23 protein-coding genes and 1 pseudogene are annotated in these 22,373 nt (G+C 66.4%); 11 read left to right on the top strand and 13 right to left on the bottom strand.

All coding sequences use genetic code 11. From position 1 onward, the window contains the following. Positions 1–9: 9 nt before the first annotated feature. From G6N34_RS23325 to G6N34_RS23350, 6 genes are read right to left on the bottom strand one after another with little or no spacing between them, the layout of a single operon-like run. Positions 10–1,188, bottom strand: a complete 1,179-nt coding sequence (locus G6N34_RS23325) for an acyl-CoA dehydrogenase family protein (protein WP_085151904.1) — start codon at positions 1,186–1,188, stop codon at positions 10–12. Continuing rightward, positions 1,185–2,108, bottom strand: coding sequence for an acyl-CoA dehydrogenase family protein (locus G6N34_RS23330; protein WP_133057760.1), 924 nt, complete (start codon positions 2,106–2,108; stop codon positions 1,185–1,187). Before G6N34_RS23330 ends, G6N34_RS23325 begins: the two co-directional genes overlap by 4 nt. A gap of 10 nt (positions 2,109–2,118) precedes the next feature. Continuing rightward, positions 2,119–2,904 (bottom strand): HpcH/HpaI aldolase family protein, encoded by a 786-nt coding sequence (locus tag G6N34_RS23335; RefSeq protein ID WP_085151906.1) that lies wholly within the window; start codon positions 2,902–2,904, stop codon positions 2,119–2,121. Between the two features lie 4 nt (positions 2,905–2,908). Then, entirely contained in the window at positions 2,909–3,886 is a 978-nt protein-coding gene (locus G6N34_RS23340; protein ID WP_085152189.1) for a zinc-binding dehydrogenase, read from the bottom strand. Positions 3,887–3,888: 2 nt separating this feature from the next. Continuing rightward, a complete protein-coding gene (locus G6N34_RS23345) occupies positions 3,889–5,118 on the bottom strand; it encodes a cytochrome P450 (protein WP_085151907.1) in 1,230 nt (409 codons plus the stop codon). 7 nt (positions 5,119–5,125) lie between these two features. Further along, positions 5,126–5,830, bottom strand: a complete 705-nt coding sequence (locus G6N34_RS23350; protein ID WP_179965849.1) for an NIPSNAP family protein — start codon at positions 5,828–5,830, stop codon at positions 5,126–5,128. A 78-nt stretch (positions 5,831–5,908) separates the two neighbouring features. Here G6N34_RS23350 and G6N34_RS23355 point away from each other — a divergent pair, with 78 nt between their 5' ends. Together G6N34_RS23355 and G6N34_RS23360 are read left to right on the top strand one after the other, a co-directional pair. Then, positions 5,909–6,721, top strand: a complete 813-nt coding sequence (locus tag G6N34_RS23355; protein WP_085151909.1) for an SMP-30/gluconolactonase/LRE family protein — start codon at positions 5,909–5,911, stop codon at positions 6,719–6,721. Beyond that, positions 6,721–7,536 carry a thioesterase family protein gene (locus tag G6N34_RS23360; RefSeq protein ID WP_085151910.1) on the top strand — a complete coding sequence of 272 codons (816 nt, stop codon included), beginning with the start codon at positions 6,721–6,723 and terminating at the stop codon, positions 7,534–7,536. The genes G6N34_RS23355 and G6N34_RS23360 overlap by 1 nt, the downstream gene beginning before the upstream one ends. Positions 7,537–7,552: 16 nt before the next feature. On the opposite strand, the gene G6N34_RS23365 is transcribed toward G6N34_RS23360, so the two are convergent. After that, the gene (locus tag G6N34_RS23365; RefSeq protein ID WP_085151911.1) at positions 7,553–8,809 is read right to left on the bottom strand and encodes a cytochrome P450; all 1,257 of its coding nucleotides are present in this window, start codon (positions 8,807–8,809) and stop codon (positions 7,553–7,555) included. Between the two features lie 115 nt (positions 8,810–8,924). Between G6N34_RS23365 and G6N34_RS23370 the strand changes: the two genes are divergently transcribed. Then, positions 8,925–9,446, top strand: a complete 522-nt coding sequence (locus G6N34_RS23370; RefSeq protein WP_234812883.1) for a TetR/AcrR family transcriptional regulator — start codon at positions 8,925–8,927, stop codon at positions 9,444–9,446. Here the strand turns inward: G6N34_RS23370 and G6N34_RS23375 are convergent. Continuing rightward, on the bottom strand, positions 9,436–10,626 hold the full coding sequence (locus tag G6N34_RS23375; RefSeq protein WP_085151913.1) for an acyl-CoA dehydrogenase family protein: 1,191 nt from the start codon (positions 10,624–10,626) through the stop codon (positions 9,436–9,438). The genes G6N34_RS23370 and G6N34_RS23375 overlap by 11 nt on opposite strands. A gap of 128 nt (positions 10,627–10,754) precedes the next feature. Here G6N34_RS23375 and G6N34_RS23380 point away from each other — a divergent pair, with 128 nt between their 5' ends. The 4 genes and pseudogenes from G6N34_RS23380 to G6N34_RS23395 all read left to right on the top strand — a co-directional run bounded on the left by G6N34_RS23380 (position 10,755) and on the right by G6N34_RS23395 (position 13,802). Further along, a complete protein-coding gene (locus G6N34_RS23380) occupies positions 10,755–11,462 on the top strand; it encodes a DUF427 domain-containing protein (RefSeq protein WP_085151914.1) in 708 nt (235 codons plus the stop codon). Positions 11,463–11,515: 53 nt separating this feature from the next. Then, positions 11,516–12,517: a magnesium transporter CorA family protein gene (locus tag G6N34_RS23385; RefSeq protein ID WP_085151915.1), complete on the top strand. Its 1,002-nt coding sequence runs from the start codon at positions 11,516–11,518 to the stop codon at positions 12,515–12,517. A gap of 3 nt (positions 12,518–12,520) precedes the next feature. Next, a pseudogene (locus G6N34_RS23390) lies at positions 12,521–12,799 on the top strand (SGNH/GDSL hydrolase family protein); the annotation flags it as partial. 286 nt (positions 12,800–13,085) lie between these two features. Continuing rightward, complete coding sequence (locus tag G6N34_RS23395) at positions 13,086–13,802, top strand: L,D-transpeptidase (RefSeq protein WP_234812885.1); 717 nt, start codon at positions 13,086–13,088, stop codon at positions 13,800–13,802. Between the two features lie 54 nt (positions 13,803–13,856). On the opposite strand, the gene G6N34_RS23400 is transcribed toward G6N34_RS23395, so the two are convergent. Further along, positions 13,857–14,045: a ferredoxin gene (locus tag G6N34_RS23400; protein ID WP_085151918.1), complete on the bottom strand. Its 189-nt coding sequence runs from the start codon at positions 14,043–14,045 to the stop codon at positions 13,857–13,859. A 7-nt stretch (positions 14,046–14,052) separates the two neighbouring features. Beyond that, entirely contained in the window at positions 14,053–15,342 is a 1,290-nt protein-coding gene (locus G6N34_RS23405; protein WP_085151919.1) for a cytochrome P450, read from the bottom strand. A gap of 115 nt (positions 15,343–15,457) precedes the next feature. Between G6N34_RS23405 and G6N34_RS23410 the strand changes: the two genes are divergently transcribed. Together G6N34_RS23410 and G6N34_RS23415 are read left to right on the top strand one after the other, a co-directional pair. Continuing rightward, positions 15,458–16,042, top strand: a complete 585-nt coding sequence (locus G6N34_RS23410; RefSeq protein ID WP_085151920.1) for a TetR/AcrR family transcriptional regulator — start codon at positions 15,458–15,460, stop codon at positions 16,040–16,042. 28 nt (positions 16,043–16,070) lie between these two features. Next, positions 16,071–16,790 carry an SDR family NAD(P)-dependent oxidoreductase gene (locus G6N34_RS23415; protein WP_085151921.1) on the top strand — a complete coding sequence of 240 codons (720 nt, stop codon included), beginning with the start codon at positions 16,071–16,073 and terminating at the stop codon, positions 16,788–16,790. Positions 16,791–16,842: 52 nt separating this feature from the next. Here G6N34_RS23415 and G6N34_RS23420 read toward each other — a convergent pair whose 3' ends face one another. After that, complete coding sequence (locus G6N34_RS23420) at positions 16,843–17,136, bottom strand: DUF1330 domain-containing protein (RefSeq protein ID WP_264016518.1); 294 nt, start codon at positions 17,134–17,136, stop codon at positions 16,843–16,845. A 171-nt stretch (positions 17,137–17,307) separates the two neighbouring features. Here G6N34_RS23420 and G6N34_RS23425 point away from each other — a divergent pair, with 171 nt between their 5' ends. Continuing rightward, complete coding sequence (locus G6N34_RS23425; protein ID WP_085152191.1) at positions 17,308–18,981, top strand: acyl-CoA synthetase; 1,674 nt, start codon at positions 17,308–17,310, stop codon at positions 18,979–18,981. Positions 18,982–18,986: 5 nt separating this feature from the next. Here G6N34_RS23425 and G6N34_RS23430 read toward each other — a convergent pair whose 3' ends face one another. Together G6N34_RS23430 and G6N34_RS23435 are read right to left on the bottom strand one after the other, a co-directional pair. After that, positions 18,987–20,276 (bottom strand): MFS transporter, encoded by a 1,290-nt coding sequence (locus G6N34_RS23430; protein ID WP_407663247.1) that lies wholly within the window; start codon positions 20,274–20,276, stop codon positions 18,987–18,989. 143 nt (positions 20,277–20,419) lie between these two features. Next, positions 20,420–21,499 (bottom strand): NAD(P)H-dependent amine dehydrogenase family protein, encoded by a 1,080-nt coding sequence (locus tag G6N34_RS23435; RefSeq protein ID WP_085151923.1) that lies wholly within the window; start codon positions 21,497–21,499, stop codon positions 20,420–20,422. A 95-nt stretch (positions 21,500–21,594) separates the two neighbouring features. Between G6N34_RS23435 and G6N34_RS23440 the strand changes: the two genes are divergently transcribed. Continuing rightward, entirely contained in the window at positions 21,595–22,341 is a 747-nt protein-coding gene (locus G6N34_RS23440) for a glucose 1-dehydrogenase (RefSeq protein WP_085151924.1), read from the top strand. Positions 22,342–22,373 lie beyond the last annotated feature (32 nt).

Here is a 22,373-nt window from a genome sequence, read left to right on the forward strand (position 1 = left end):
TCGTTCCTTTCACCAGGACCTGGGGAGTCCGAGGAGTTGCGTGGCCAGCACGTTGTGCACGATCTCGGAGGACCCCCCCGAGATGGTGAGGGCGCGGGACCACAGGAAGGCCTGCTGCCAACGGCGGTGCACGACATGTCCCGCTTCGGTCAGGCGTCCCGCGTTGGCCAAAGTCATGGCGTAGCGGCAGAGGGCAACGTTGAGTTCGGTGTACAGCAGTTTGGCGATCATGCCGTCGGTCGGCGTGTCGGTGCCTGCGCTGACCTTGGCGACAGCATCCTGTGCGATGTGCTGCACCGCGGTGACCCGCGCCTTGAAGTCGGCCAGTTCGGTGCGGACGACGGGGTCACCGATACCGGGACCGTCCGAAAGCTCCACGCACCTGGCGAGTTCCACGAGGTCATCGAAGAGCAGTTCGAGCATCACGGTGTTGGCACCAACATAGGCCCGCTCTGAGGCCAGACCTGAATTGGCGACGGACCAACCCTGGTTCACCTCGCCGAGCACGCTGTCAGCCGGAAGCACCGCGCCGTCGAAGTAGACCTCGCAGAATTCGTCGGAGCCCATCATCTCGCGGATGGGTCGCACGTCGATTCCGGGTGTGGACATGTCGACGACGAACATCGTCAGGCCCGCATGAGGTTTGGCTGCCTGCGGATCGGTCCTCGCCAGCAGGACGCCCATCTGGGACCACTGACCGTCGGTGGTCCACACCTTCTGGCCGTCGACGCGGAACGTCCCGTCCTCCTGTCGGATCGCCTTCGTGCTCAATCGCGCGAGGTCGCTTCCCACGCCGGGCTCACTGAGCAGTTGGCACCAGATATCTTGTCCAGAACGAATTCTCGGAAGGTGCCGACGCTTCTGCGAGGCAGTGCCGAAGGTGACGATCAGGTGGGCCGCAAGCATCACCTGGTCGATCGGTCGGGGCGCGCGCGCCCGGACGATCTCCTCCATGACCACCGCGTCGTATTCGGGCCGGTGGTCGGTGCTGCCGCCGTACTCGACCGGCCAGGAGCCGCCCATGTAGCCCGCGTCGAACAACGACGCATACCAGTTCCGCACCGCGCGTTCGGTTCCGGTGTCTCGAGGGACACGGACGCCGTCGTACCACTGTCCGGCGGGGGCGTTGGCGGCGATGAACGCCCGCACCTGATCGCGGTACTCGACGCCGACCGTGGTGGCGCTCACCAGCCCATCTCCTCGGCGAGACGGTGGTGCGGACGTCCGGGTCCGCACGCGATGGCGTCGTTGGCCACCACGCGGCGCAGGTGGAAGTGGTGACCCCACTCCCAGGTGAAGCCGATGCCGCCGCACAGTTGGATGCAGTCGCTGATGATTTCGGCACCCCGTCCCCAGAAGAGTGTCTGAGCGACGGTGACCGGCGCGGCCCAGTCCGCGGACCCGCCGTCGAGTGCGGCAACCGCCGCGGCCAAAGTCAGTCGAAGCTGACGAACCATGACCTCATGATCGACCAGGCGGTGCGCGACAGCCTGGTACTTGCCGATCGGCACCCCGAATGTGGTGCGCTGCTTGGCGTATTCGACGGTCTTCTCCAGGACCTGCTGGACCGATCCCAGGGTGTCGGCGCAGTACAGCAACGCGCGCACGGCGCGGGCGCGTGCGGCCACCTCGGCGCCTGCCACCCGATCCGCGGTGCTTGAGTAGCGCACCCAGACCCGCGTCACGTCCAGTCCTGGAACGTCCTCGGCACTGGCCTCTCCCGCGCGACATGACGAGACCCCAGATTCGTCGACGATCAGCAGCATCGTGTCCGCCGGCACCCGTACGGCCTGATCACCGAGGCCCACGAGGACGGCAGGGTCGTGTTCCACATTGACGGACGCCGCCGCAAGCGCATCGCAGCCGGGCCCGGGGTACAGCGCGCGACCGAGTTCCTCGGCGACTACGACGGCCATCGCGAGCGATCCGTCCGGGGGATCGATGGTGGACCACAGCCCCTGATCACGCAGCACGTCCCAGCTCTCCGGCCAGGACTGCGCCCAGTCGTCATCGGGAAGGCCCGGGAACAGCGCTGTGAGTGACTCGCGGACCGAGGAACGCAGCAGCGCGATCTCGGCCGGGTCGGGTCCGACTCGGTGCTCGGTCACCGCGGTCACCTCAGCTGTATCCCTTCGCGCCCGCACCGTTGTCGCCGGAACTCCCCGTCGCCTCACGCAGATGCTCGGCCGCACCCCGGCGCAGTGCCTGCGACTCGGAGGCCAAGGTGATCATCTGAAAGCCCCACGAAGCCATCATGTTTCCGGTCTTGCCGGCACCTGCGTGGATTCCGGCTACCACGCCGGCCCGCTTGGCCGCCGCGGCCACGCACCGAATCGCGTCGGTGACCTCAGGGGTGGTCCACATGTCGGGTACGGCATGTCCCAGCGAGATCGCCAGATCGGCCGGCCCCACGTAAACACCGGTGAGGCCTGGCACGGCACAGATCTCATCGACGAACGGCAGCGCCGCCGCAGTCTCGATCATCACGAACACGCCTGCGCGTGCCTCCAACTCCGCGGCATCCATTCCCAGGCTGGCCCGCAGTGGCCCGAAGCTGCGTACTCCCGCCGGTGCATACCTGGTCGCCGCGACGGCCTGCGCGGCCTGTTCGGGTGTCTCCACCATCGCGATCACCACGGCGTCGGCACCTGCGTCGAGGACCCGCCCAATGGGCGCGGGATCGGTCGACGGCAACCGCACGACCGTGGCGATCGGCACGTGTTCGAGCCTGCGAAGCATCAACGCGACATCGGCATCGCTGAGATAGCCGTGCTGCATGTCGAATCCGACGTAGTCATACCCCGTCCGAGCGAACTCCTCGGGTCCCAGGAACGTCGGGCCGACCACCCAACCGCCCCATGCCACCGAGCGTTCTGCCACCGTCACGTCGATCCTGCTCGACATCGAATCAGCCCTCCGACCCGGCGATGGCGATCTTGACCCGGGTGGGGTCAGGACGCGCGGCCAACTCGAACGCGGCCTGCACCTCGTCGACACCGAAGGTGTGCGTGACGTAGTTGGGCAGGAGGTCGCGATGTTCGCGCGCGAACGCATCCGCGGCCCGCAGCACCCGGGCCCGGTCGAGCGTCACCCCGGACTTCAGGGTGAGGTTGTTGCGCAGCATGGTTCGCATCGAGAGGGGGTAGCTGTCGTCATCGGGCACACCGAAGTAGAAGACGGTGCCGCCGGGTGCGGTGGCCTCCACCGCGTGCTGCAGTGTGGCCACCTGATGGCCGACGGCCTCGATCACAATGCCAGGCTTGGCCGTCGGGTCCAGGTGACTCACCCATCGGTCGCTGGTGGCGCGCACGATCGAGTCCACCCCGAACCGCGGGCCGATGGCCGACCGGTCGATCGGGTCCACACCCGTGACGTGACCCGCGCCCAAAGCCTTGGCCGCATAGGCGAACAACAGCCCGATCGAACCCTGTCCGATGACCGCCACGTGACGCCCGACGATGTCCGGAATCTGTTCCAGCGCATACAGCACGCACGCCAACGGTTGCAGGCCGACCGCCAGCGCCGGGGTCAATGCCGGGTCGTAGGCGGCCAAGCCGTTGCCGTCGGCCACCACGACGCCCTTGAGTCCGTCGAAACCCGAGGCCCAGCCGACCACTCGGTCGCCGGTTCGGTGGTCCGGGTGCCTACTGGCCAGCACCTCGCCGACGATCTCGTGAATCGGGAATCCGATCATCTCGGCCGCGCTGGCGCCAGTGTCACCCGGCAGTTTGCCCTTCGCGCCGCGGAACCCGGGCAGATCGCTGCCGCAGATTCCGGCGGCCAGGAAGCGCAACAGCACCTGGTCCGGCCCAAGCGATTCGGGAGACGGTTCGGGCAGTTCGAGGCGCTCGAATTCGTACGGCGCGACCAGTCGATAGCTCCACACCATCAGACCTCCACCGGGATGCTGTTCCAGCCCCATTGAAAGCTCGACGGCGGCCGCAACGCCGACTCGGCGATGATGCGGTAGTCGCCCACCCGCTTGAGGAACTCCTGGATCATGATCGTGATCTCGAGACGGGCGACGTGCACACCGAGGCAGAAGTGTTGGCCACGCCCGAATGACAGCAGACGCTCGATCGGCCGGTTCCAGATGAACTGATCCGGGTCGCTGTACTCGCGTTCGTCACGGGCGGCCGAACCCAACAGCGTGATGATGCGCTGGCCCGGGTTGATCGTCGTACCATGAATCGCGTACGGCCGTCGCGCAGTTCGGGCGAACCACTGCGCGGGAGCGGCGTACCGGATGATCTCTTCGCGGGCCACCGGCACGTTGGCTTCGAGATCGGCGCGGACCGCGGCCAGTTGATCGGGGCGCTGCGCCAACTGCCACAGCCCCGATGCGGTGATCTTCGGCACCGTCTCGGTGCCGCCGATGAACACACCCAGCATCTGGATCGCGGCCTCCATGTCGGAGAACGCCGAACCGTCGGGCAGTCGGAAGTTGATCAGGCTGTCCGCGATCGGGCAGGAACCGTCAGCGCCTTCGGCGCGGCGTTGTTCGACGATCGGCGTCAGATACGACAGGTAGCCGGGCCTCGCGTTGCCGACCTCGACCCCTTCACCGGGTTGCGCGAGGCTGCCGGCATTGACGGTGGCCAGCACCTCGGAGGCCAGATCTACAGGCAGACCTACGAATTCGCACACCATCGCGGCCGCGACAATCCCGCCGTAGTCCTGGGTCAGGTCGAATGTGCCGCGGGGAAGCAGTTCATCGAGGCGCTCGTTGGCCAGCGTTCGGATTCGGTCGGCGAGCTTGGCCGCCGACCGCGGGCGGAATTGGGCCGAGGTGCACCGCCGGACGTTCTCGTAGATCGGCGAATCGAAATTGGCGTGAAACGGCATGGGGTGCAACGGCGGATCCGCGACCGGCCCAGAGTTGTGTTCGCTCAGCACGTTGGCGGCGGGCAGGGTGCCCTCGGAGGCGACAAAGGTGCCGTCGGTCAGTCCGAGCACCTGCCAGATGTCCTCGAACCGCGACAATGCGTAGGTGTCCCACTTGGGGATGTAGTAGACGGGATGGTGGTCACGTAACACCCGGTAGTAGGGCAGCGGATCGGCCATCACGTCCGGGTCAAACGGATCGTAGGTGAAGTCCTGCAGCACGGGCTGATTCATCGCATGCCTATTTCAGGGGCGAGGGCGGCAGCGCGGACAGGATCGAGTCCTCCCAACCGTCGCGCAACGCCGGCGCGACACTCATCCATGTGACGATCTCGGCGGGCGGTTGGTCCTTCCACGACGGATAGTGGTTCTCGAAGCAGTCCCAGTCGCCGTCGAGCGCCCAGTAGTGGATGACCTCGTTGAACCGGAAAGTCGTGATGAACGACCCCAGCCAGCGCTTGCCGGTGGACTCTGACCACGGCACGTACAGGCGTTCCAATTCGCGGATGTAGTCGTCCTGCCGGCCCGGTTTTGTCTGCATGATCTCCTGGATCACCAGGCCAGCCGAGAACTTCGCCTCCCGCAGTTGGGCCAGCGTCCTGTTGTACTTGCCCGCGTACATGATCCGGCCCTCACCGGAGGCCCCGATGCCAGACAGGAACTTCTGCCAGGCCGTTGCGGCGTCGGCGTGGCTGCCTCCGCGGGCCTGGGCTCGGCCGATCCGCGCATAGTCGGCGAACGCGTCGATCTCCCAGATGACGGTGACCTGCGGCCAGTGCCCGTTGTAGGGCGTGCTCTCCCAGAGCGAGTACAACCGCGCCCCCAGCGATTCCATCATCGGCTGGTAGATCTCGGTGAATGCGCCGGTGAACTCCTCGGCGCTGCCCGATCCCAACTCGATGGTCTCGTGCAGATACAGCAGCGTGTGGCCGTAGTACTTCTTCATCGTCATGCGCAGACGCCTGTTGACAGTGACACCCTGCGAGCGTGACACTTGTCGCGTGTTTTGTAAAGGTGTGATCTCGTGAACCAGATTGCCGACGGATTCTGCTTCGGTGAAGGTCCACGGTGGTTCGAAGGCCTGCTGTGGTTCTCCGACATGCTGGGCGAGGCCGTGCACACCGTGACCCTCTGCGGATCGATGACGACGGTGCCCATTCCCGGCCACGCGCCGTCGGGTCTGGGGTTCTGCCCAGACGGCTGCCTCCTGGTGGCGTCGACCGAGAAACGCCAGCTCCTGCACTATGACGGGGAGGAGTTGACCGGTTTCGCCGACCTCGCCCGTCTGGCGCACGCCAACCTCGGCGATCTGGTGATCGACGAGCACGGACGCGCCTACGTGGGGTCGCAGGCCCGGTCTGGCGGAGTGATCATTCGGGTGGACCGCGACCGCAGCGCACGCGTCGTCGCCGCCGGCCTCGACTTCCCCAACGGCATGGTGATCACGCCCGACGGCGGCACGCTGATCGTCGCCGAATCGCTGGGCCGACGGCTGACGGCCTACCGGATCGACCTCGCCGGCAACCTGCACGACCGGCGGATCTTCGCCGACGGTCTCACCGCCGCACCCGACGGCATCGCACTCGACGCCGACGGCGGCGTGTGGGCGGCGATGACATTGGGAGGACGGTTCGATCGGATCGTCGAGGGCGGCGAGGTCACCGACAGCATCGACATGGAGGGGCGCGCCGCGATCGCATGCGCCCTGGGCGGGCCGGAACGGCGCACGCTGTTTCTGCTGTCCAGCCCCGATGCCTATCCCGAACGCCTGATCGGCACCAAGGACTCGCGCGTCGACACCGTGACCGTCGATGTGCCCGGAGCGGGGAGACCGTGATGTCGGACAGCTATTACGAACTCGTCGATGTCGACGGCCAGCGGGAACGATTCACCTGCACCGACCTGGTGCGCAGCACGTGGTCGGCCCGCATCCAGCACGGCGCCCCGGTGTCGGCCCTGTTGTCCCGTGCGCTGGAACGCTGCGCGCAGCGAGAGGACACCAGGCTGACGCGCGTGGTGGTGGACCTGCTGGGCGGGGTCCCCGCCGACGGTGAGATCTGGGTGTCCTCCAGGCTCGAACGCTCCGGCAAGCAGATCGAACTGGTCAGCGCGGAGATGCTCGGCGTCGGACCGGATGGCCAACCCCGCGCAGTCGCACGGGCGACGGGGTGGCGGATGCAGACGCTCGACACCGCGACACTCGTGCACGCCCCAGCTGAACCGATCCCCCCGTTGGCGCAGGCCGAAGCCCGGGACATGCGCAAGGACTGGGACCGCAACTACGTGCACAGCCTCGACTGGCGCTGGCTCACCAGCCCGCTGAACGACGGTCCCGGGATGTCCTGGCTCAAGCCGCTGGCCGATCTGGTCAAAGGTGAGACCATGACGCCGCTGCAGCGGCTGTTCTCGGTCGCCGACTGCGCCAACGGTCTGGGGAACAAGCTCGACATCCGGAAGTGGACCTTCCTCAACACCGATTTGACGGTGCACATCCACCGCGTGCCGGACGGTGAGTGGACCGGCATTCGGGCCGAAACCAGTTACGGGCCAGACGGTGTGGGCGCGACCCTGGGCACGCTGTACGACGAGCGGGGCGCGATCGGCGCGATCGCACAGTCGGTTCTGATGCGGCCGCAGCCCCCGCGAAAGTAAGGGACGAGCGCAGCCGTCAGGAGATGTGCGCTGGCAGGCGCTTCACACCGTGCACGAAGTGGCTGTAGAGCAGGTCGGGCTCGCCGAACTCGATGTGCTTGACCCTGGTGAGCAGTTCCCGGAACAGATGCCGCACTTCGGATCTCGCCAGTCGGTTGCCCAGGCAGAAGTGCGGGCCGCCACCGCCGAAACCCAGATGCGGGTTCGGTGAACGCGACAGGTCGAAGCGATCGGGATCGGTGAACACGGCCTCGTCGCGGTTGGCCGAGCAGTAGAACAGGCCCACCTTCTCGCCGGCGCGGATGGTCTGCCCCGAGATCTCGACATCCTCAGTGGCGAACCGCGCGAACTGCAGCACCGGTGTGGCCCAACGGATGAACTCCTCAGTGGCCGTGCCGATTCGGGAATCGAAGTCCTCGGTGAGCCATGCCCGCTGATCGGGGTGGGCCGCCAGTGCCAGCATCGCATGAGTCGTGGTCTGCTTGGTGGTGTCGTTGCCCGCCGAGGCCAGCAGGATCAGGAATGCGCCGATCTCCTCGTCGGTGAGCCGGTGGCCGTCCACCTCGGCGTTGACGATGCTGGTCATCAGGTCGTCGCCCGGGTTGGCCCGCCGAAACTTGGCCAGTTCTACGCCCGTTCCGGACAACAGCATGATTTCGTTGATGGTGTCCTGGGCGCGTTCCTCGAGCGTGCTGTACTCGTCATCGCTCATGCTGAACAGCTTCTCGGCGGCCTTGGCCAGGGCGGGCTGATCCGCGGCAGGCACCCCCAGCATGTCCAGGATCGTGGCCATCGGCAGACGCGCCGCGCACGCCTCCACGAAATCGACGTCGCCCGCACCGATCAGATCGTCGACGATCTTCACTGCGTTGGAGTGGATCTGCTCCTCGATCAGGCGGATGTTGCGCGGTGTGAAGGCCGCACTGATCAGGCTGCGGTACACCGTGTGCTGCGGCGGGTCCATGACCAGAAAGAACGCCGCGAACTGCTGCATCTCGGCAGGCATCGGATCGAGCGACACCCCGCGTGCTGAGGTGAACAGTTCGGGATGCTGGCTGACGAAGACGATGTCCTCACGACGGGTCAATGCCCAGAAGCCGGGCTCCTCAAGCTCGAACAGCGTGGGCAACGGCGGGTGCCAGGACAGGCCTTCGGCGGCCCGCAGTCGTGCGAACGTCTGGTCCCGAATGTCGAAGGGCTGGCTCCAGAAGCTGTGCGAGGTGATGTCGTGCGAGCTGTACTCGCGCGACTGCGGCTCGCTGACTACCGTCACTGTCGGTTCCTTTCGACGATCTGCGGCACCAAGCGTGACATTCTGGTACAACTTTGTAAAGTATGCGAATCTGAAACCCGACGTCGAGGCCCGGCAACGCGTGAGGCGGTGCAACGTGAATGAAGCGCCCGAGGACACCTCGTCGCGGCAGCGAATCCTGTTGGCCACCGCCGAGGTGCTGGCACTCAGCGGTCAGGCGAAGCTGAGCCTGTCGGAGGTCGCCTCACGCGCCGGCGTCTCCCGGCCGACCCTTTATCGCTGGTTCGCCTCCAAGGACGATCTCTTGGAGGAGTTCGCCGCGTTCGAGCAGCGTGCGTTCAACGAGGGGATTGTCGCGGCCACCGCGGGACTGCGCGGCAACGCGCGCCTCGACGGGGCACTGAAGTTCATCGTCGCGTATCAGCAGTCGTACTCGGGCGTGCGGATCATCGACATCGAACCGGAGGCCGCGATCAGGCGGTTCTCCCGCGTGATTCCGCTCATGCGGTCGGGCCTGCAACGCCTGTTGCCCGGCAACGACGGGGCCGAGAAGGCTGCCACCGCGGTGCGAGTCGCGGTGTCGCACTACATCATCCGCGGCGACGACGCCGATCAGTTCCTAGCGCAACTGCGCCATGCCGTAGGGCTCAGGTCCTAGGCTTCGGCGGCGAGTAGTTCGGCTTGCCGAGTCCCAGCGCATGCTGGGCGATCATGTTGCGGAAGACCTCCAGCGTGCCGCCGTAGATCCCGGTCGGCCCGGCCAAGCGGAACACGTACTCCGCCGCACCGTCGTCGACGGCCCCCTCGGTGTCTGCGGGCAGCAGTGCGGGGGTGCCGAGGATGTCCATGAGTTCGGGCGCGACCTCACGCATGGTCTGCGCGATCGCGACCCGCCCGAACATCTCCGGTGTGCTCAACGCGGCCTCGGTGCGCGCCACGGCGCGGCCCAACCTCGACTGCACGGCCGCGTCGTCGATGCGCCGCGATCCGTCCGCACCGGGCGCGCCCACCTGCGCCGCGGTGCCGTCCACCGCCTCACCCAGCAGAAGGCCGTGCTCGGACATCATTGCGATCTTCTGCAGGCCAGCCGAATCATGTTCCATCACACCGTGTTCGGCGTCCAACGCCACGCGCATCACGGTCCATCCGCCGTTGACCTCGCCGATGCGGTACCGATCGGAAACTCGGACGTCGCTGTAGTAGACGATGTTGGTGCGGTCGCCATCGACCGTACGCAGGCCCTGAATCTCGACGCCCGGGGTGTCCAACGGAACCAGGAACATGGTCAGGCTCTGATGCTTGGGCGCATCCGGAGCGGTGTTGGTGAGCAGAAAGACGAACTGCGCGTTCTGTGCGTTCGAGGTGAACATCTTGGACCCGTTGATGATCCACTCGTCACCGTCGCGCACGGCCCTGGTCTTACAGGTCGCGACGTCCGACCCACCCTCGGGTTCGGTGTAGCCCAGGCACAGTCGGATCCGTCCCGCGAGCATCCCGGGCAGCACCTCATCGAGCAGGTCCTGCGGCGCAAACTTCTCCACGATGTGGGCCACCATCGCCGTGGTGCCCCAGTGGAACCACGGGGTGTGCGCGCGTCCGATCTCCAGATCCCAGATACGCCGCCGGAGACGCGTGAACCCGCCGTCCGTCTCATCGGTGAAGTCCGCCGCCAGATACCCCTTGTCGGCAAGGGCGAGGTGCACGCCCTCGTCGAAATTCTCGCCGGTGTCGCGATCGCGCCGAATGACCTCCTCCGTCACGATCTCACCGAGGAAAGCACGCAGGTCATCCTGAAATGCCTGATCGTCGGCCGACAGAGCCACGCGCGAGAAGTCCACCGAATCCTCCGTTCCCAACCCCCTCGTTGAGCGTGACACTTATCCCGATATTTGTAAATACGGACGGTTCCCCTCGACAGGGTTACAGTGACCACTGTGACGCAGCCACGCACGGGACTGGTGCAGCCGTGAGCCTGGTCGCAGGCCGCGGACCCTTCGGATCCGACCGCGCCGGATGGTTCTCGACGCCGGTGCCCGACGACCTCGTCTACGTCGAACCGCACCCGCGCCGGGTGCAGGCCATCCGCGGCGGCGTGACGGTGATCGACACCGAGCGCGCGCTCATGGTGCACCGCAACGGCCGGCCGCTGAGCTACGTGTTCCCGGTCGACGAGACGGCCGATCTGCCAACCGAACTCGAACCGCACGCGCCCGGCTATGTGCACGTGCCATGGGATGCCGTGGACGACTGGTTCGAGGAGGGCCGGCGGCTGGTGCACTATCCGCCGAACCCGTATCACCGGGTCGACTGCCGCCCAACCAACCGCGGCCTGCGGGTGGCTGCGAACGGAACCGTGTTGGTCGACACGACCGATACGACGATTCTGTTCGAGACGGCGCTGACACCGCGCCTCTACGTCGACCCGGCGTTGGTGCGCACCGAACTGCTGCGTCCGACCGCGACCACGAGCTACTGCAACTACAAGGGCACCGCGACATACTGGGCCGTGCACCTCGAGGACGGCACCGTGATCGAGGACGTGGCGTGGAGCTACGACGATCCCCTGCCGGAGTCGCTGGCGATCAAGGGTTTCCTGAGCTTCGACGCGACCCGGGTGGATGTCCTGGCCGAGCTGCCCGCGGGCGACGACGGCGACTGCGGCTGCCACGCCTGACACTGTCGGTGTGTCGGAGCGCACCGCCCCGGCGGTGGTGCTGTGATGGACGAGTGTCGCCCACGGACAGCGTCAGAGGCCGGGTCTGGCGAAATGGCGTGCCCCAGGACGACTTCGACTTCGACGCCGTGTCGGACTACCTGCAGCAGGACGACACCCTGGTGTGGGTCGACATGTTCGACCCCGACCACGAGGCGCTGCAGGCGCTGGCCACCGAACTGGGGCTCAACATCTGGGCGGTCGAAGACGCCGTCGCTCCCTCGGAACGGGTCAAGGCCAACCTGTACGGCAGCCACACGTTCTTCACCGTCTACGCGGTCGACATCGCGCCTGCCGGCGCCACCACACCACCTGGATCGCTGCTGACCAAGCACCGGATCTCGGCGTTCGTCCTGCCCCGGGGCCTGGTGACGGTGCGGCTGCCACCACATTTCGACATGGACCGGGTGGTGCAGCGCTGGGACGATCTCGACGGTCAGCAGCACGGGGTGGGCGCCCTGGTACACGGTCTGCTGGACGTGGTGGTCGACGGCCACTTCGAGGCCGTCCAGGCGCTCGACGACCGCATCGAGGACCTCGAAGATCTGCTGTTCGACACCTCGTCACGGCTGCCGAACATCCAGCGCCGCACCTTCGAGTTCCGCAAGGATCTCGTCAACCTCCGCCGCGTGATCCTGCCGATGCGCGAGGTGATCAACGCGATCCAGCATCACCGCGTGGAGGCGCACCACTCGTCCGAGCTCGATCCGCTCTACATCGACCTCTACGACCATGTGCTGCGTGCCTCCGAGTGGACCGAGTCCCTGCGAGACATGGTGACGACGGTGTTCGAGACCAACCTGTCGCTCCAGGACGCGCGTCTGAACACCGTGATGAAGAAGCTCACGGGATGGGCCGCGATCATCGCCGTGCCCACCGCCATCACGGGTTTCTACGGGCAGAACGTGCCGTACCCGGGGTTCGAGATGTTCTCCGGGTTCGTGATCAGCAGCGTGCTCATCGCGGTGCTCAGCATGCTGCTGTACGTCATGTTCAAACGTCGGGATTGGTTGTGACGCATGGACCGCCGGTGTGTCGCCATCGGTGACAGCCAGACCGAAGGTCTGTGGGACGGCGACGACGTCGGTGTGTGCGGCTTCGCCGACCGCCTCGCCGCTCGCCTGGACGCGCTCCACCCCGGCCTGCAGTACGCCAACCTGGCAGTTCGTGGGCGCCGGGTGGCCGACGTCCTCGGCGACCAGTTGCCCCGGGCGTTGTCGATGCGACCCGATCTGGTCACGGTCTGCGCAGGAATGAACGACACGATCCGTCCCGGGCGCGCGTTCGAGGCGGCCCTGGCCCCCAAGCGTCCAGCCCTTCGTTCTGTGCGGTGACCGACCCCGCGACCCGAGCCCTGTCGGACCCCGACAGTTCTTGCCTGACACCGCGGCGCGGCGCGGCGGACAGCGACGCGGGCGTGGCGGCGCAGCGCCTGTTGCGGCGACCACGATCTGTAACGAACCGCGGGTGATCAGCGAGTTCATTCAGTGACACCGCGCGTTCACTACGATCGGTAGACGTCGGCCAACCGAAGGGATCACCACAGTGCGCCATGCTCTCCGCGTCACCCTTGCTTTGCTGGGAGTGGCGACACTCACGTTGGGGGGCTCGACGGCGGTGGGCGCCGCCGCCGTGCCCACGCCGAAACCGGACCTCAACGTGGTGAGTGTGCAGCCGACAGGCGCGCAGAAAGTCGGTGTCGGCCACCCGGTCGTCGTGAACTACCGCACCCCCGTGACCGACCGGGCCGCGGCCGAGCGGTCCATCCGCGTGGTCTCTCCCGCCGCGATGACCGGCAGCTACGACTGGGTCAGCCCGTCGACCGTGCACTTCGTGCCCGACGAGCTCTGGCCGGCGCACTCGCAGATCAAGCTGATGGTGGGCGGTATGCCGCGCAGCTTCGAGACGGGGGCCTCCGTGGTGGCCGTCGCGGACGTCTCCGCGTACACGTTCACGGTGAGCATCGACGGCGTGGTGGCCCGGCAGATGCCCGCCTCCATGGGCAAGGCCAAGTTCCCGACGCCGATCGGCCGGTTCACGGTGCTCGGCAAGGAGAACCCTGTCGTGATGGATTCCCGCACCATCGGCATTCCCCTTGACGACCCCGAGGGCTACAAGCTGACCGTCAACTACGCGGTCCGCATCACCTGGGGCGGTGTCTACGTGCACTCCGCCCCGTGGTCGGTGGGCTCGCAGGGCTACGCCAACGTCAGCCACGGCTGCATCAATCTCAGCCCCGACAACGCGGCCTGGTACTACAACAACGTCGGCCTCGGCGACCCGGTCGTCGTCCAGGCCTGAGGGATTTCGGCGCGCTTACCGGCGGTCAGCGCCGGAAAGCGCGCCGAAGATCCGTCAGCGCTCCTCGATGGCGTGCTCGGGGCACGCCGCGATGGCCTCCTGCACCGCGGCGTGGAACTCCGGCGCGACGTCGTCCTCGATCGCCTCGGCATAACCGCCGTCGGTGAGGTCGAAGACCTCGGGGCACACCGCGACGCACACTCCGTGGCCGCGGCACAGCCCGTCGTTGACCCAGACCTTCATCGCCGCGTCACTCCTTCGGCTGGCTCGACGGGGTGACCTCGAGCTGCAGCTGGGTTAGGCCACGCAGGATGAACGTCGGCACGTAGCTGTATTTCCGCGCTCCGGCCGGACCGTGATGCTCCTCGGAGATCCGGATGTCGCTGGTGCGGTCCAGGATTCGCTCGATGCTCACCTTCGTCTCGGCGCGGGCCAGCGGCGCGCCCGGGCAGCTGTGCACACCACGGCCGAAGGCGATGTGCCGCCGAGCATTTGACCGTTCGATGTCCAGCACCTCGGGGTTCTCGAACTGCCGCGGATCGCGGTTGGCCGCGCCGTTCATCACCATCACGGTCGCACCGGCCGGCACGTCGACCCCGCCGATCGTGGTGTCGCGCTTGGCCAGTCGGAAGTCGCCCTTGACTGGGCTCTCGAAGCGCAGGCACTCCTCGATGAAGTTCGGGATGCGGTCACGCTCGGCCCGCAGCTGCTGCTGCAGTTCGGGGTCTTCGGCGATGATTTTGAGTGCGGTGCTGAGCAGTCGGACCGTGGTCTCCTGACCCGCGGTGTAGAGGTTGGCCGCGATCCGCACGACGTCCATCACCTCAGGAGTGCTGCCGTCGGGGAACTTCGCGGCGGCCATTTCGGTCAGCGCGTCGTCGCGGGGGTTCTCCCGCCGATCGCCGATGTACGCCGAAAACTTTTCGTACAGGTACTCCAGCGGGCTGTGCGACATGGTCGCGTTGTCGGTGCCGCCGACGCCACCCTGGCTGTGGTCCATGTGCTTGGCGAATTCCGCCCGGTCCTCTTCGGGGACCCCGAGCAGGTCAGCGATGATCGCCAACGTGAAGGGCGCCGCGAAGCCCTTGATGAAATCGCCGCCACCGGCCGCGATGTACGGATCAAGGACCGTGTCGGCGTGCCGCCACATGAACTCCTCGTTCTCCTTGAGGCGCTTGGGCGTGATGAGCCCCATCAGCAGCGCGCGGTGCGCGGTGTGCTTGGGCGGGTCCATGACTGTGACCTGGTCGCTGAACGGCAACTGCTCGCGGTACTGCTCGATGAGATCCGAGACGTCTTCGGCCTGCCCCTCGATGGGCACCGGGAAGCCCGGAAACGGTCCGGTGACCGCGGTGCACGACGAGAACGTGTCGGAGTCGCCGAACACCGCGACGGCCTCGTCGTAGCCGGTCACCACGAGCACGTTCTGGTGCGGTTCCCGACGAACTGGGCACCCGGAGCGCATAGCCTCCATATACGGGTAGGGGTCCGCCACCAGGCTCTGGTCGGTGAAGAAGTCGAGCTTTTCGAGTTCGGTCATCGGGTTCGCTTCCAGGTTCGTACGGGCTGCTTCGACCTTTACGATCGACCAGTACGTTACTATACGATCGTAAAGTTGGATTCGGCAACGACTCGGACCGGCCAGGAGGCGGAGAATGACCACCACCGCAGTCGCTGCCGACAGTTCGCGCCGGGACACCCGGCAACGGCTGATCGACGTCGCGGTCGAACTCTTCATCCAGCACAGCTTCGCGGGCACGTCGCTGCAGATGATCGCCGACGAACTCGGTTTCACCAAAGCCGCCATCTACCACCACTTTCGCACCCGCGAACAACTGCTCGACGCGGTCGTCGAACCCTTCCTTGAGCGACTCCGAGACGTGATCAGCGAGGCCGAGGGACTACGGGGCGCACACGCCCGGGCCGACCACATGCTGACCGGATTCGCCCAACTCGCGGTCGAGAATCGCGTGGTGTCGGTGCTGGCCTCCGACCCCGCCGTCGCGCGGATGCTGCGCGCAAGTCGCGAATGGGATGCGCTGATCGAGCGCCAGATGGCCCTGCTGGCCGACGTCAACCCCGGCCCGGCCGGCCATGTGAAGGCATCGGTCGTACTGAGCGGCATCGCGAGCGCGTCCGGTCCCACATTCGCAGGCATCGACCGGGACGACCTGCTCGCGTACCTCGTCGAGACCGGCCGTCGCGCCCTGGGCCTTCGCGTTCCGCGCGCTCAGTCCTGAGTCCACCAGCCCATACGGAAGGAACCACATGTCAGAGAGCAATGGGGAGAAAGTCGCCCTGGTGACCGGCGGCGGATCCGGCATCGGCAAGGCCATCGCCGACCGCCTGAGCCGGGAGGGCTACCGGGTGGCCGTCCTCGACCTGAACCCGTCGGGCACGCCCAACTCGTACGCGGCTGACGTCACCGACCGCGCCCAGATCGACGCCGCGCTCAAGAGCATCCACGAGGACCTCGGTCGGGTGTCGATCCTGGTGAACGCGGCCGGAGTCGACGGCTTCAAGCCGTTCCTGAAGATCTCGTTCGAGGACTGGCAGCGGATCGTCAACGTCAACCTGCACGGCGTCTTCCACATGATCCAAGCGGTGCTGCCGGACATGATCGACGCGGGCTGGGGCCGGATCGTGAACATCTCGTCGTCGAGCACCCACTCCGGCACCCCCTACATGTCGCACTACGTGTCGGCGAAGTCGGGCGTCAATGGCCTGACCAAGAGCCTTGCGCTGGAGTTCGGCCCGGCCGGGGTCACGGTGAACGCCGTGCCGCCGGGCTTCATCGACACCCCGATGCTGCGGGGCGCCGAGGAGCGCGGCTATCTCGGCGACATCGAGAAGACCATCGAGGCCACGCCCGTGCGGCGGATCGGCAAGCCCGAGGACATCGCGGCGACGTGCGCGTTCCTGGTGTCCGAGGACGCGGGTTACATCACGGGGCAGATCATCGGCGTGAACGGCGGACGCAACACCTAGAAAATGATTGTGCGGCAGGCGATTTACCGCCTGCCGCACAATCATCAACGCGTCAGGACGGGAAGCCGGCCAGAATGACGCCGTTGCAGTCGGCGGCGGCCTGCCGCAACTTCACGGCAGCCTGGTACTCGTCGGAGTAGTACCACTCCTTGGCCGCGTCCACCGATTCGAACTCCAACACGACGGTCTGTGATCCGTGCCAGCTGCCCTCGAGGACCTCGGGCTTGGTGTCCACGGCAACGATCTTGGCCTTACCCATGGAGGGCATGGCCAGCTTGGCGTACTCCTTCATGCCCTCGGGGTCCTTGATGTCCTCGGTGATGATGACGTAACCCTTGGCTGCCAACGGTCTCTCCCTTGTCTCGAACCGGCGGCGCTGAAGAGAATGCCGCTCTACTATTTCGGTAGTGAGATTCCCAGAGACGGTGCGCCACGTCAACGCCCCGGGGGTGACCGCAACCACTTCTAGAACGTGTTCTAGATTGGCTCACAACATTGGCGGGTGATCTGGGAGGTCATGACCAACGTGAGCGCTGATCCGATCAACTTCAATCTGGGCACGGTCTTCTCGACGGTGGCGGACGCCATCGGAGAGCACGAGTTCCTGGTATGGCGCGACAAACGCTTCACGTATGCCGAATTCGCCGCGCGCGTCGAAGGCGTGGCCAACCACCTGGCCGCGGCAGGCCTGGGCTGTCACACCGAACGTCCACACCTGCGCGGGCATGAGACCGGGCAGGACCACCTGGGCCTGTACCTGCGCAACGGCAATGAATACCTGGAAGCGATGATCGCCGGCTATCGCGCCAGGGTGGCACCGTTCAACGTCAGCTACCGCTACGTCGAGGAGGAGTTGGTCTACCTTCTGACCGACTCGCGCGCAACGGCTTTGGTGTACAACGCGGAGTTCGCGCCGCGCGTCGCCGCGATCCGCGACCGCCTGCCCGATCTGCGGGTGCTGATCCAGGTCGCCGACGAGTCGGGCAACGAGTTGCTGCCCGGTGCGGTCGACTACGAGTCGATCGTCTCCACGCCCGCCCCTGCCGAGGGTCTGCCCGAACCCACGCCCGATGACCTGTACGTGCTCTACACAGGCGGGACGACCGGCATGCCCAAGGGTGTGCTGTGGCGTCAACACGACATCTTCATCTCCGCCATGGGGGGCCGTCCGTTCGGCAGCGACACCGCGCTGACCTCCTACGCGGAGATCGCGGAACGCGCACGCGCCGCCGCCGGAGCCATGTCGCTGTTGATGCTCCCGCCGTTCATGCACGGTGCCGCGCAGTGGGCCGCCTACAACATCATCACCATGGGCGGGCGCATCGTGATCCCCGACGACGTCGAGCGCCTGCGACCCGACGACGTGCTGCGCCTGGTGGAACGTGAACGTGTGCTGAGCATTCCGGTGGTCGGCGATGCCATGGCACGGCCACTGGCCGACGAGATCGAACGCGGCGGCTACGACCTGAGTTGCCTCATCTCGATCACCAACGGCGGCGCCCCGATGTCGCCGACGGTGCGGGAACGCCTGCGCGCGGTGCTTCCGCACGCGCTGCTGATCGACGCCGTCGGGTCCTCGGAGGCCGGTCAGCAGATGAACACCGTGACCACGGGTGAAGACAAGCCCGCGGTGTTCAACCCGCAGTCGGACACGGCCGTCGTCTCAACCGAACTCGACCGCGTGCTCTCTCCCACCGAAGACGACCCGGTGGGCTGGCTGGCCCGACGCGACCTGATCCCGCTCGGGTATCTGGGCGACGAGGCCAAGACCGCGCGCACGTTTCCGACCATCGACGGCGTGCGCTGGTCCGTGCCCGGCGACAAGGCGCGCTATCTGCCCGACGGTCGCATCGAACTGCTGGGCCGCGACTCGGTGACCATCAACTCCGGCGGCGAGAAGATCTTCGCCGAGGAGGTCGAGAGGGCCATCGCGGCGCACCCGCACATCTACGACGTCGTGGTGGTGGGCCGACCGTCGGAGCGCTGGGGCAGTGAGGTTGTTGCGATCGTGCAACTGGCCGAGGGCACGTCGGCCAGCGACGAGGAACTCGCCGACATCTGCAGTCGCAGCATCGCGCGCTACAAGGTGCCCAAGGCGTTCATCCGGACGGACAAGATCACGCGCTCGCCCGCGGGCAAGGCGGACTACCGCTGGGCCAAGGACATCGCGATGGCGCACGCCGACGCCTGAGGACGCTATCGGGGCAGTGGACGCCCCGCCGACTCGCGCAGCGTCAGCACCGTCAGCAGTGAGATCACCGCTGCCGCGATCACGTAGTACGCCGGTGAGATGGCGTTTTCGGTCGAGGTCGTCAACCACGTGACGACATAAGGCGTGGTGCCACCGAATACCGCCACGCACAGGTTGTAGCCGACCGCGAACCCGCTGTAGCGCACGCGGGTGGCGAACAGTTCCACTCCGGCGGACACAGCTGCCGAGATGTAGCAGCATTCGATGACCGCTAACCCGATGTGGGCCGCGATCGCCGCGGGCAGCGAACCCGAATTGAGCAGCAGGAACAGCGGATACGCGAACACCACGAATCCCACCGAGCCCGCGATCAGCAGCGGGCGCCGTCCGATCCGGTCCGACAGAGCCGCCAACGGAAGGATCAGAATGATGGCCACGACACAGGCCACCGTGATCGAGATGAAGGCGTCGGTCTTGGAGAACTTCAGGGTCTTGATGAAGTACGTCGGCAGGTACGTGAACACCACGTAGTAGCCCACGTTGAACACGATGAACAGGCCGATGACCTGCAGGATCCGCCGCCAGGAGGTTGTGACCGATTCCCGCAGCGGAGATTTGGCGACATTGTCGGTCTCGCTGAGTTCCTTGAACTCCGGGGTGTCGTCCAGTCGCAACCGGATGTAAAGGCCCACCAGGCCCAAAGGCCCGGCGATCAGGAACGGGATGCGCCACCCGTAGGAGTCCATGGCCGCGGCGGGCAGCAGGGCCTGCAGCAGCGTGACGGTCACCGATCCGAGCAGGAAGCCGACGACACCGGACCAGACCATGAAGGTGATGGTGCGACCCCGGTGCGCATCGTCGGCGTACTCGGCCAGATAGACTGCGCCGCCGCCATATTCACCACCAGCCGAGAATCCCTGCAGGCAGCGCATCAGGAGCAGCAACAACGGTGCCGCGATACCGATGGACGTGTAGGTGGGCAGCAGACCGATCGCGAGTGTCGCGGCCGACATCAGCAGGATCACCAATGCCAGCACTTTATGCCGACCGATGCGATCCCCGAGTGGGCCGAAGACGAATCCGCCCAGTGGACGGGTGAAGAACGCCGCGGCGAAGATCGCGAACGTGTTGAGCAGTGCCGCGGTGTCGTTGCCTGCCGGGAAGAAGTTGGCCGCGATGTAGGTGGCCAGGAACCCGTAGATCGCGAAGTCGAACCACTCCACGGCGTTGCCGATCGACGCGCCGGCGATGACCCGACGCAGCGCCGGCGCCTGCGGTTCGCGCAGTTCAGTCACGGAAATCCGCCTCTCGTGTTACGAGAGTGGAGTTTACAAGTCACCGGCGCCCCTTTGGGCGCGACACTGAAACCTCTGCGGAGACGCGCCGGGGTCCGTCGCAGAGGTTTATGTCTCGGCGCCGGAGCGGGGGTCGGCGCCCCCTACGACGGGCGGTACGCGCCCCGACCCGTCCCCAACGGCAGATCCAACGTCGTCCGGATTCCGGGCGGCGCCGCGACGACGTCGGGAATGGCGTTGACGATGCGTCCTGCGGCGGCCAGGATCGCGGCGTAGTTGTGGTCGCCACGCCTGCTCGTCGGACAGATGTCGACGACGTAGGACGGTTCGCCGGTGATCTCGACACGGTAGGACCCGCCGGGTTGGGCGGGTCGCGCCCAGTCGGGTCGCAGATCGTCGCGCACGCGCGTGACGTGCTCGACGACGATCACCGGCTTGCCGTCGACCAGGCCGTTGATCTCAAATCGCATCGCCGCGATCGTCCCCTCGGCGACGAGACCCGCCGCGACCTCGATGTCCTGCGGCGCGGGCTCGAATTCGTGGCTTGCGGTGATCTCGTCGACCTCGACGCCGATCCCCGCCGCGAGCATCTGGATGGAGGTGCCCCACGCGGACGCCAGGTATCCGGGCAGGAACAGGAACCCGGGTTGGTCGAGTGGTTTGCCGAAGCCCATGACGTCGAACATCACCTCGGCGCCGTCGTACGTGGCGTAGTCGGCGATCTCCATGGTCTTGATCTGCTCGATGTGCTGGCACGTGCTGGCCACTGCGAACGGGATCAGGTCGGTGACGAACCCGGGATCCACACCCGTGATGAAGACCGACGAATCGCCCTCGCGGGCAGCGTCTTCGACGCGCTTGATCGCCTTTTCCGGCACCGCACCACGCCACGGGAACTGTAGACCGCCCGGCGCCGAGCCCACGACGTTGATTCCGGCCGCCAGCGCGGCGCACACCTCGCGGGTGGCCTCCACCGGACGCGTGTCGCCCATCGCGCAGTACACCAGGCAGTCCGGCTTGGTGGCCAGGGCCGCGTCCATACCCTTGGTGGCAAGGATTCCGGTCGTGACGTCCACGCCCGCCAGTTCGCCGGCGTCCTTGCCGACCTTGTCGTCGGTCGACACCCCCACCGCGGTCAGTTCGAACCTGGGGTCCTCGATCAACTGAATCAGCGCCAGTCGGCCACAGTTGCCCGTTCCGATCAGTGCCACGCGGATGGCCATGGATGAACTCCGTCCTGTAGGGATGCCCTCGCAGTATGCGCGGTCTCGGACCAAATTGAAACAGGTTCTAGTTTGGTGCGGTAACGTCACCGCCCATGGGACGCGTGGACGGCAAAGTGGTGTTGATCAGCGGCGGAGCGCAGGGAATGGGCGCCGCGCATGCACGAATGCTGGTGGCCGAGGGCGCCAAAGTGGTGATCGGTGACATCCTCGACGAGCCGGGCGAGGCGCTGGCCGCCGAACTCGGAGACGCCGCCCGCTATGTGCACCTCGACGTCACGCAACCCGATCAGTGGGACGCCGCGGTGGCGACGGCGCTCGAGTCGTACGGTGGCCTCACGGGCCTGGTGAACAACGCGGGCATCGTCGCCCTGGGCAAGATCGGCAGTTTCGATATGGCGCAGTGGCAGAAGGTCATCGACGTCAACCTGACCGGCACGTTCCTCGGCATGCAGGCCGTGGTGGGTGAGATGAAGAAGGCCAAGACCGGTTCGATCATCAACGTGTCCTCGATCGAAGGTCTGCGCGGAGCGCCGATGGTGCACCCGTACGTCGCGTCGAAGTGGGCCGTGCGAGGCCTGGCGAAATCGGCCGCGCTGGAACTGGGCCGGCACAACATTCGGGTCAACTCGGTGCATCCGGGTTTCATCCGCACCCCGATGACCGAGCACTTCCCCGAGGACATGGTCACCGCGCCGCTGGGGCGCCCGGGTCAGTCCGAAGAGGTCTCGACGTTCGTGGTGTTCCTGATCAGCGACGAGTCGTCGTTCGCCACCGGCGCCGAGTTCGTCGTCGACGGGGGCCTGGTGACCGACGTCAACCACAAGGACAACGTCTTTTAACCCCGCGAGCGTGCGCGTCTGTACGGTGACAC

The sequence above is a fragment of the Mycolicibacterium confluentis genome (assembly GCF_010729895.1).
GTDB classification, from domain to species: domain Bacteria; phylum Actinomycetota; class Actinomycetes; order Mycobacteriales; family Mycobacteriaceae; genus Mycobacterium; species Mycobacterium confluentis.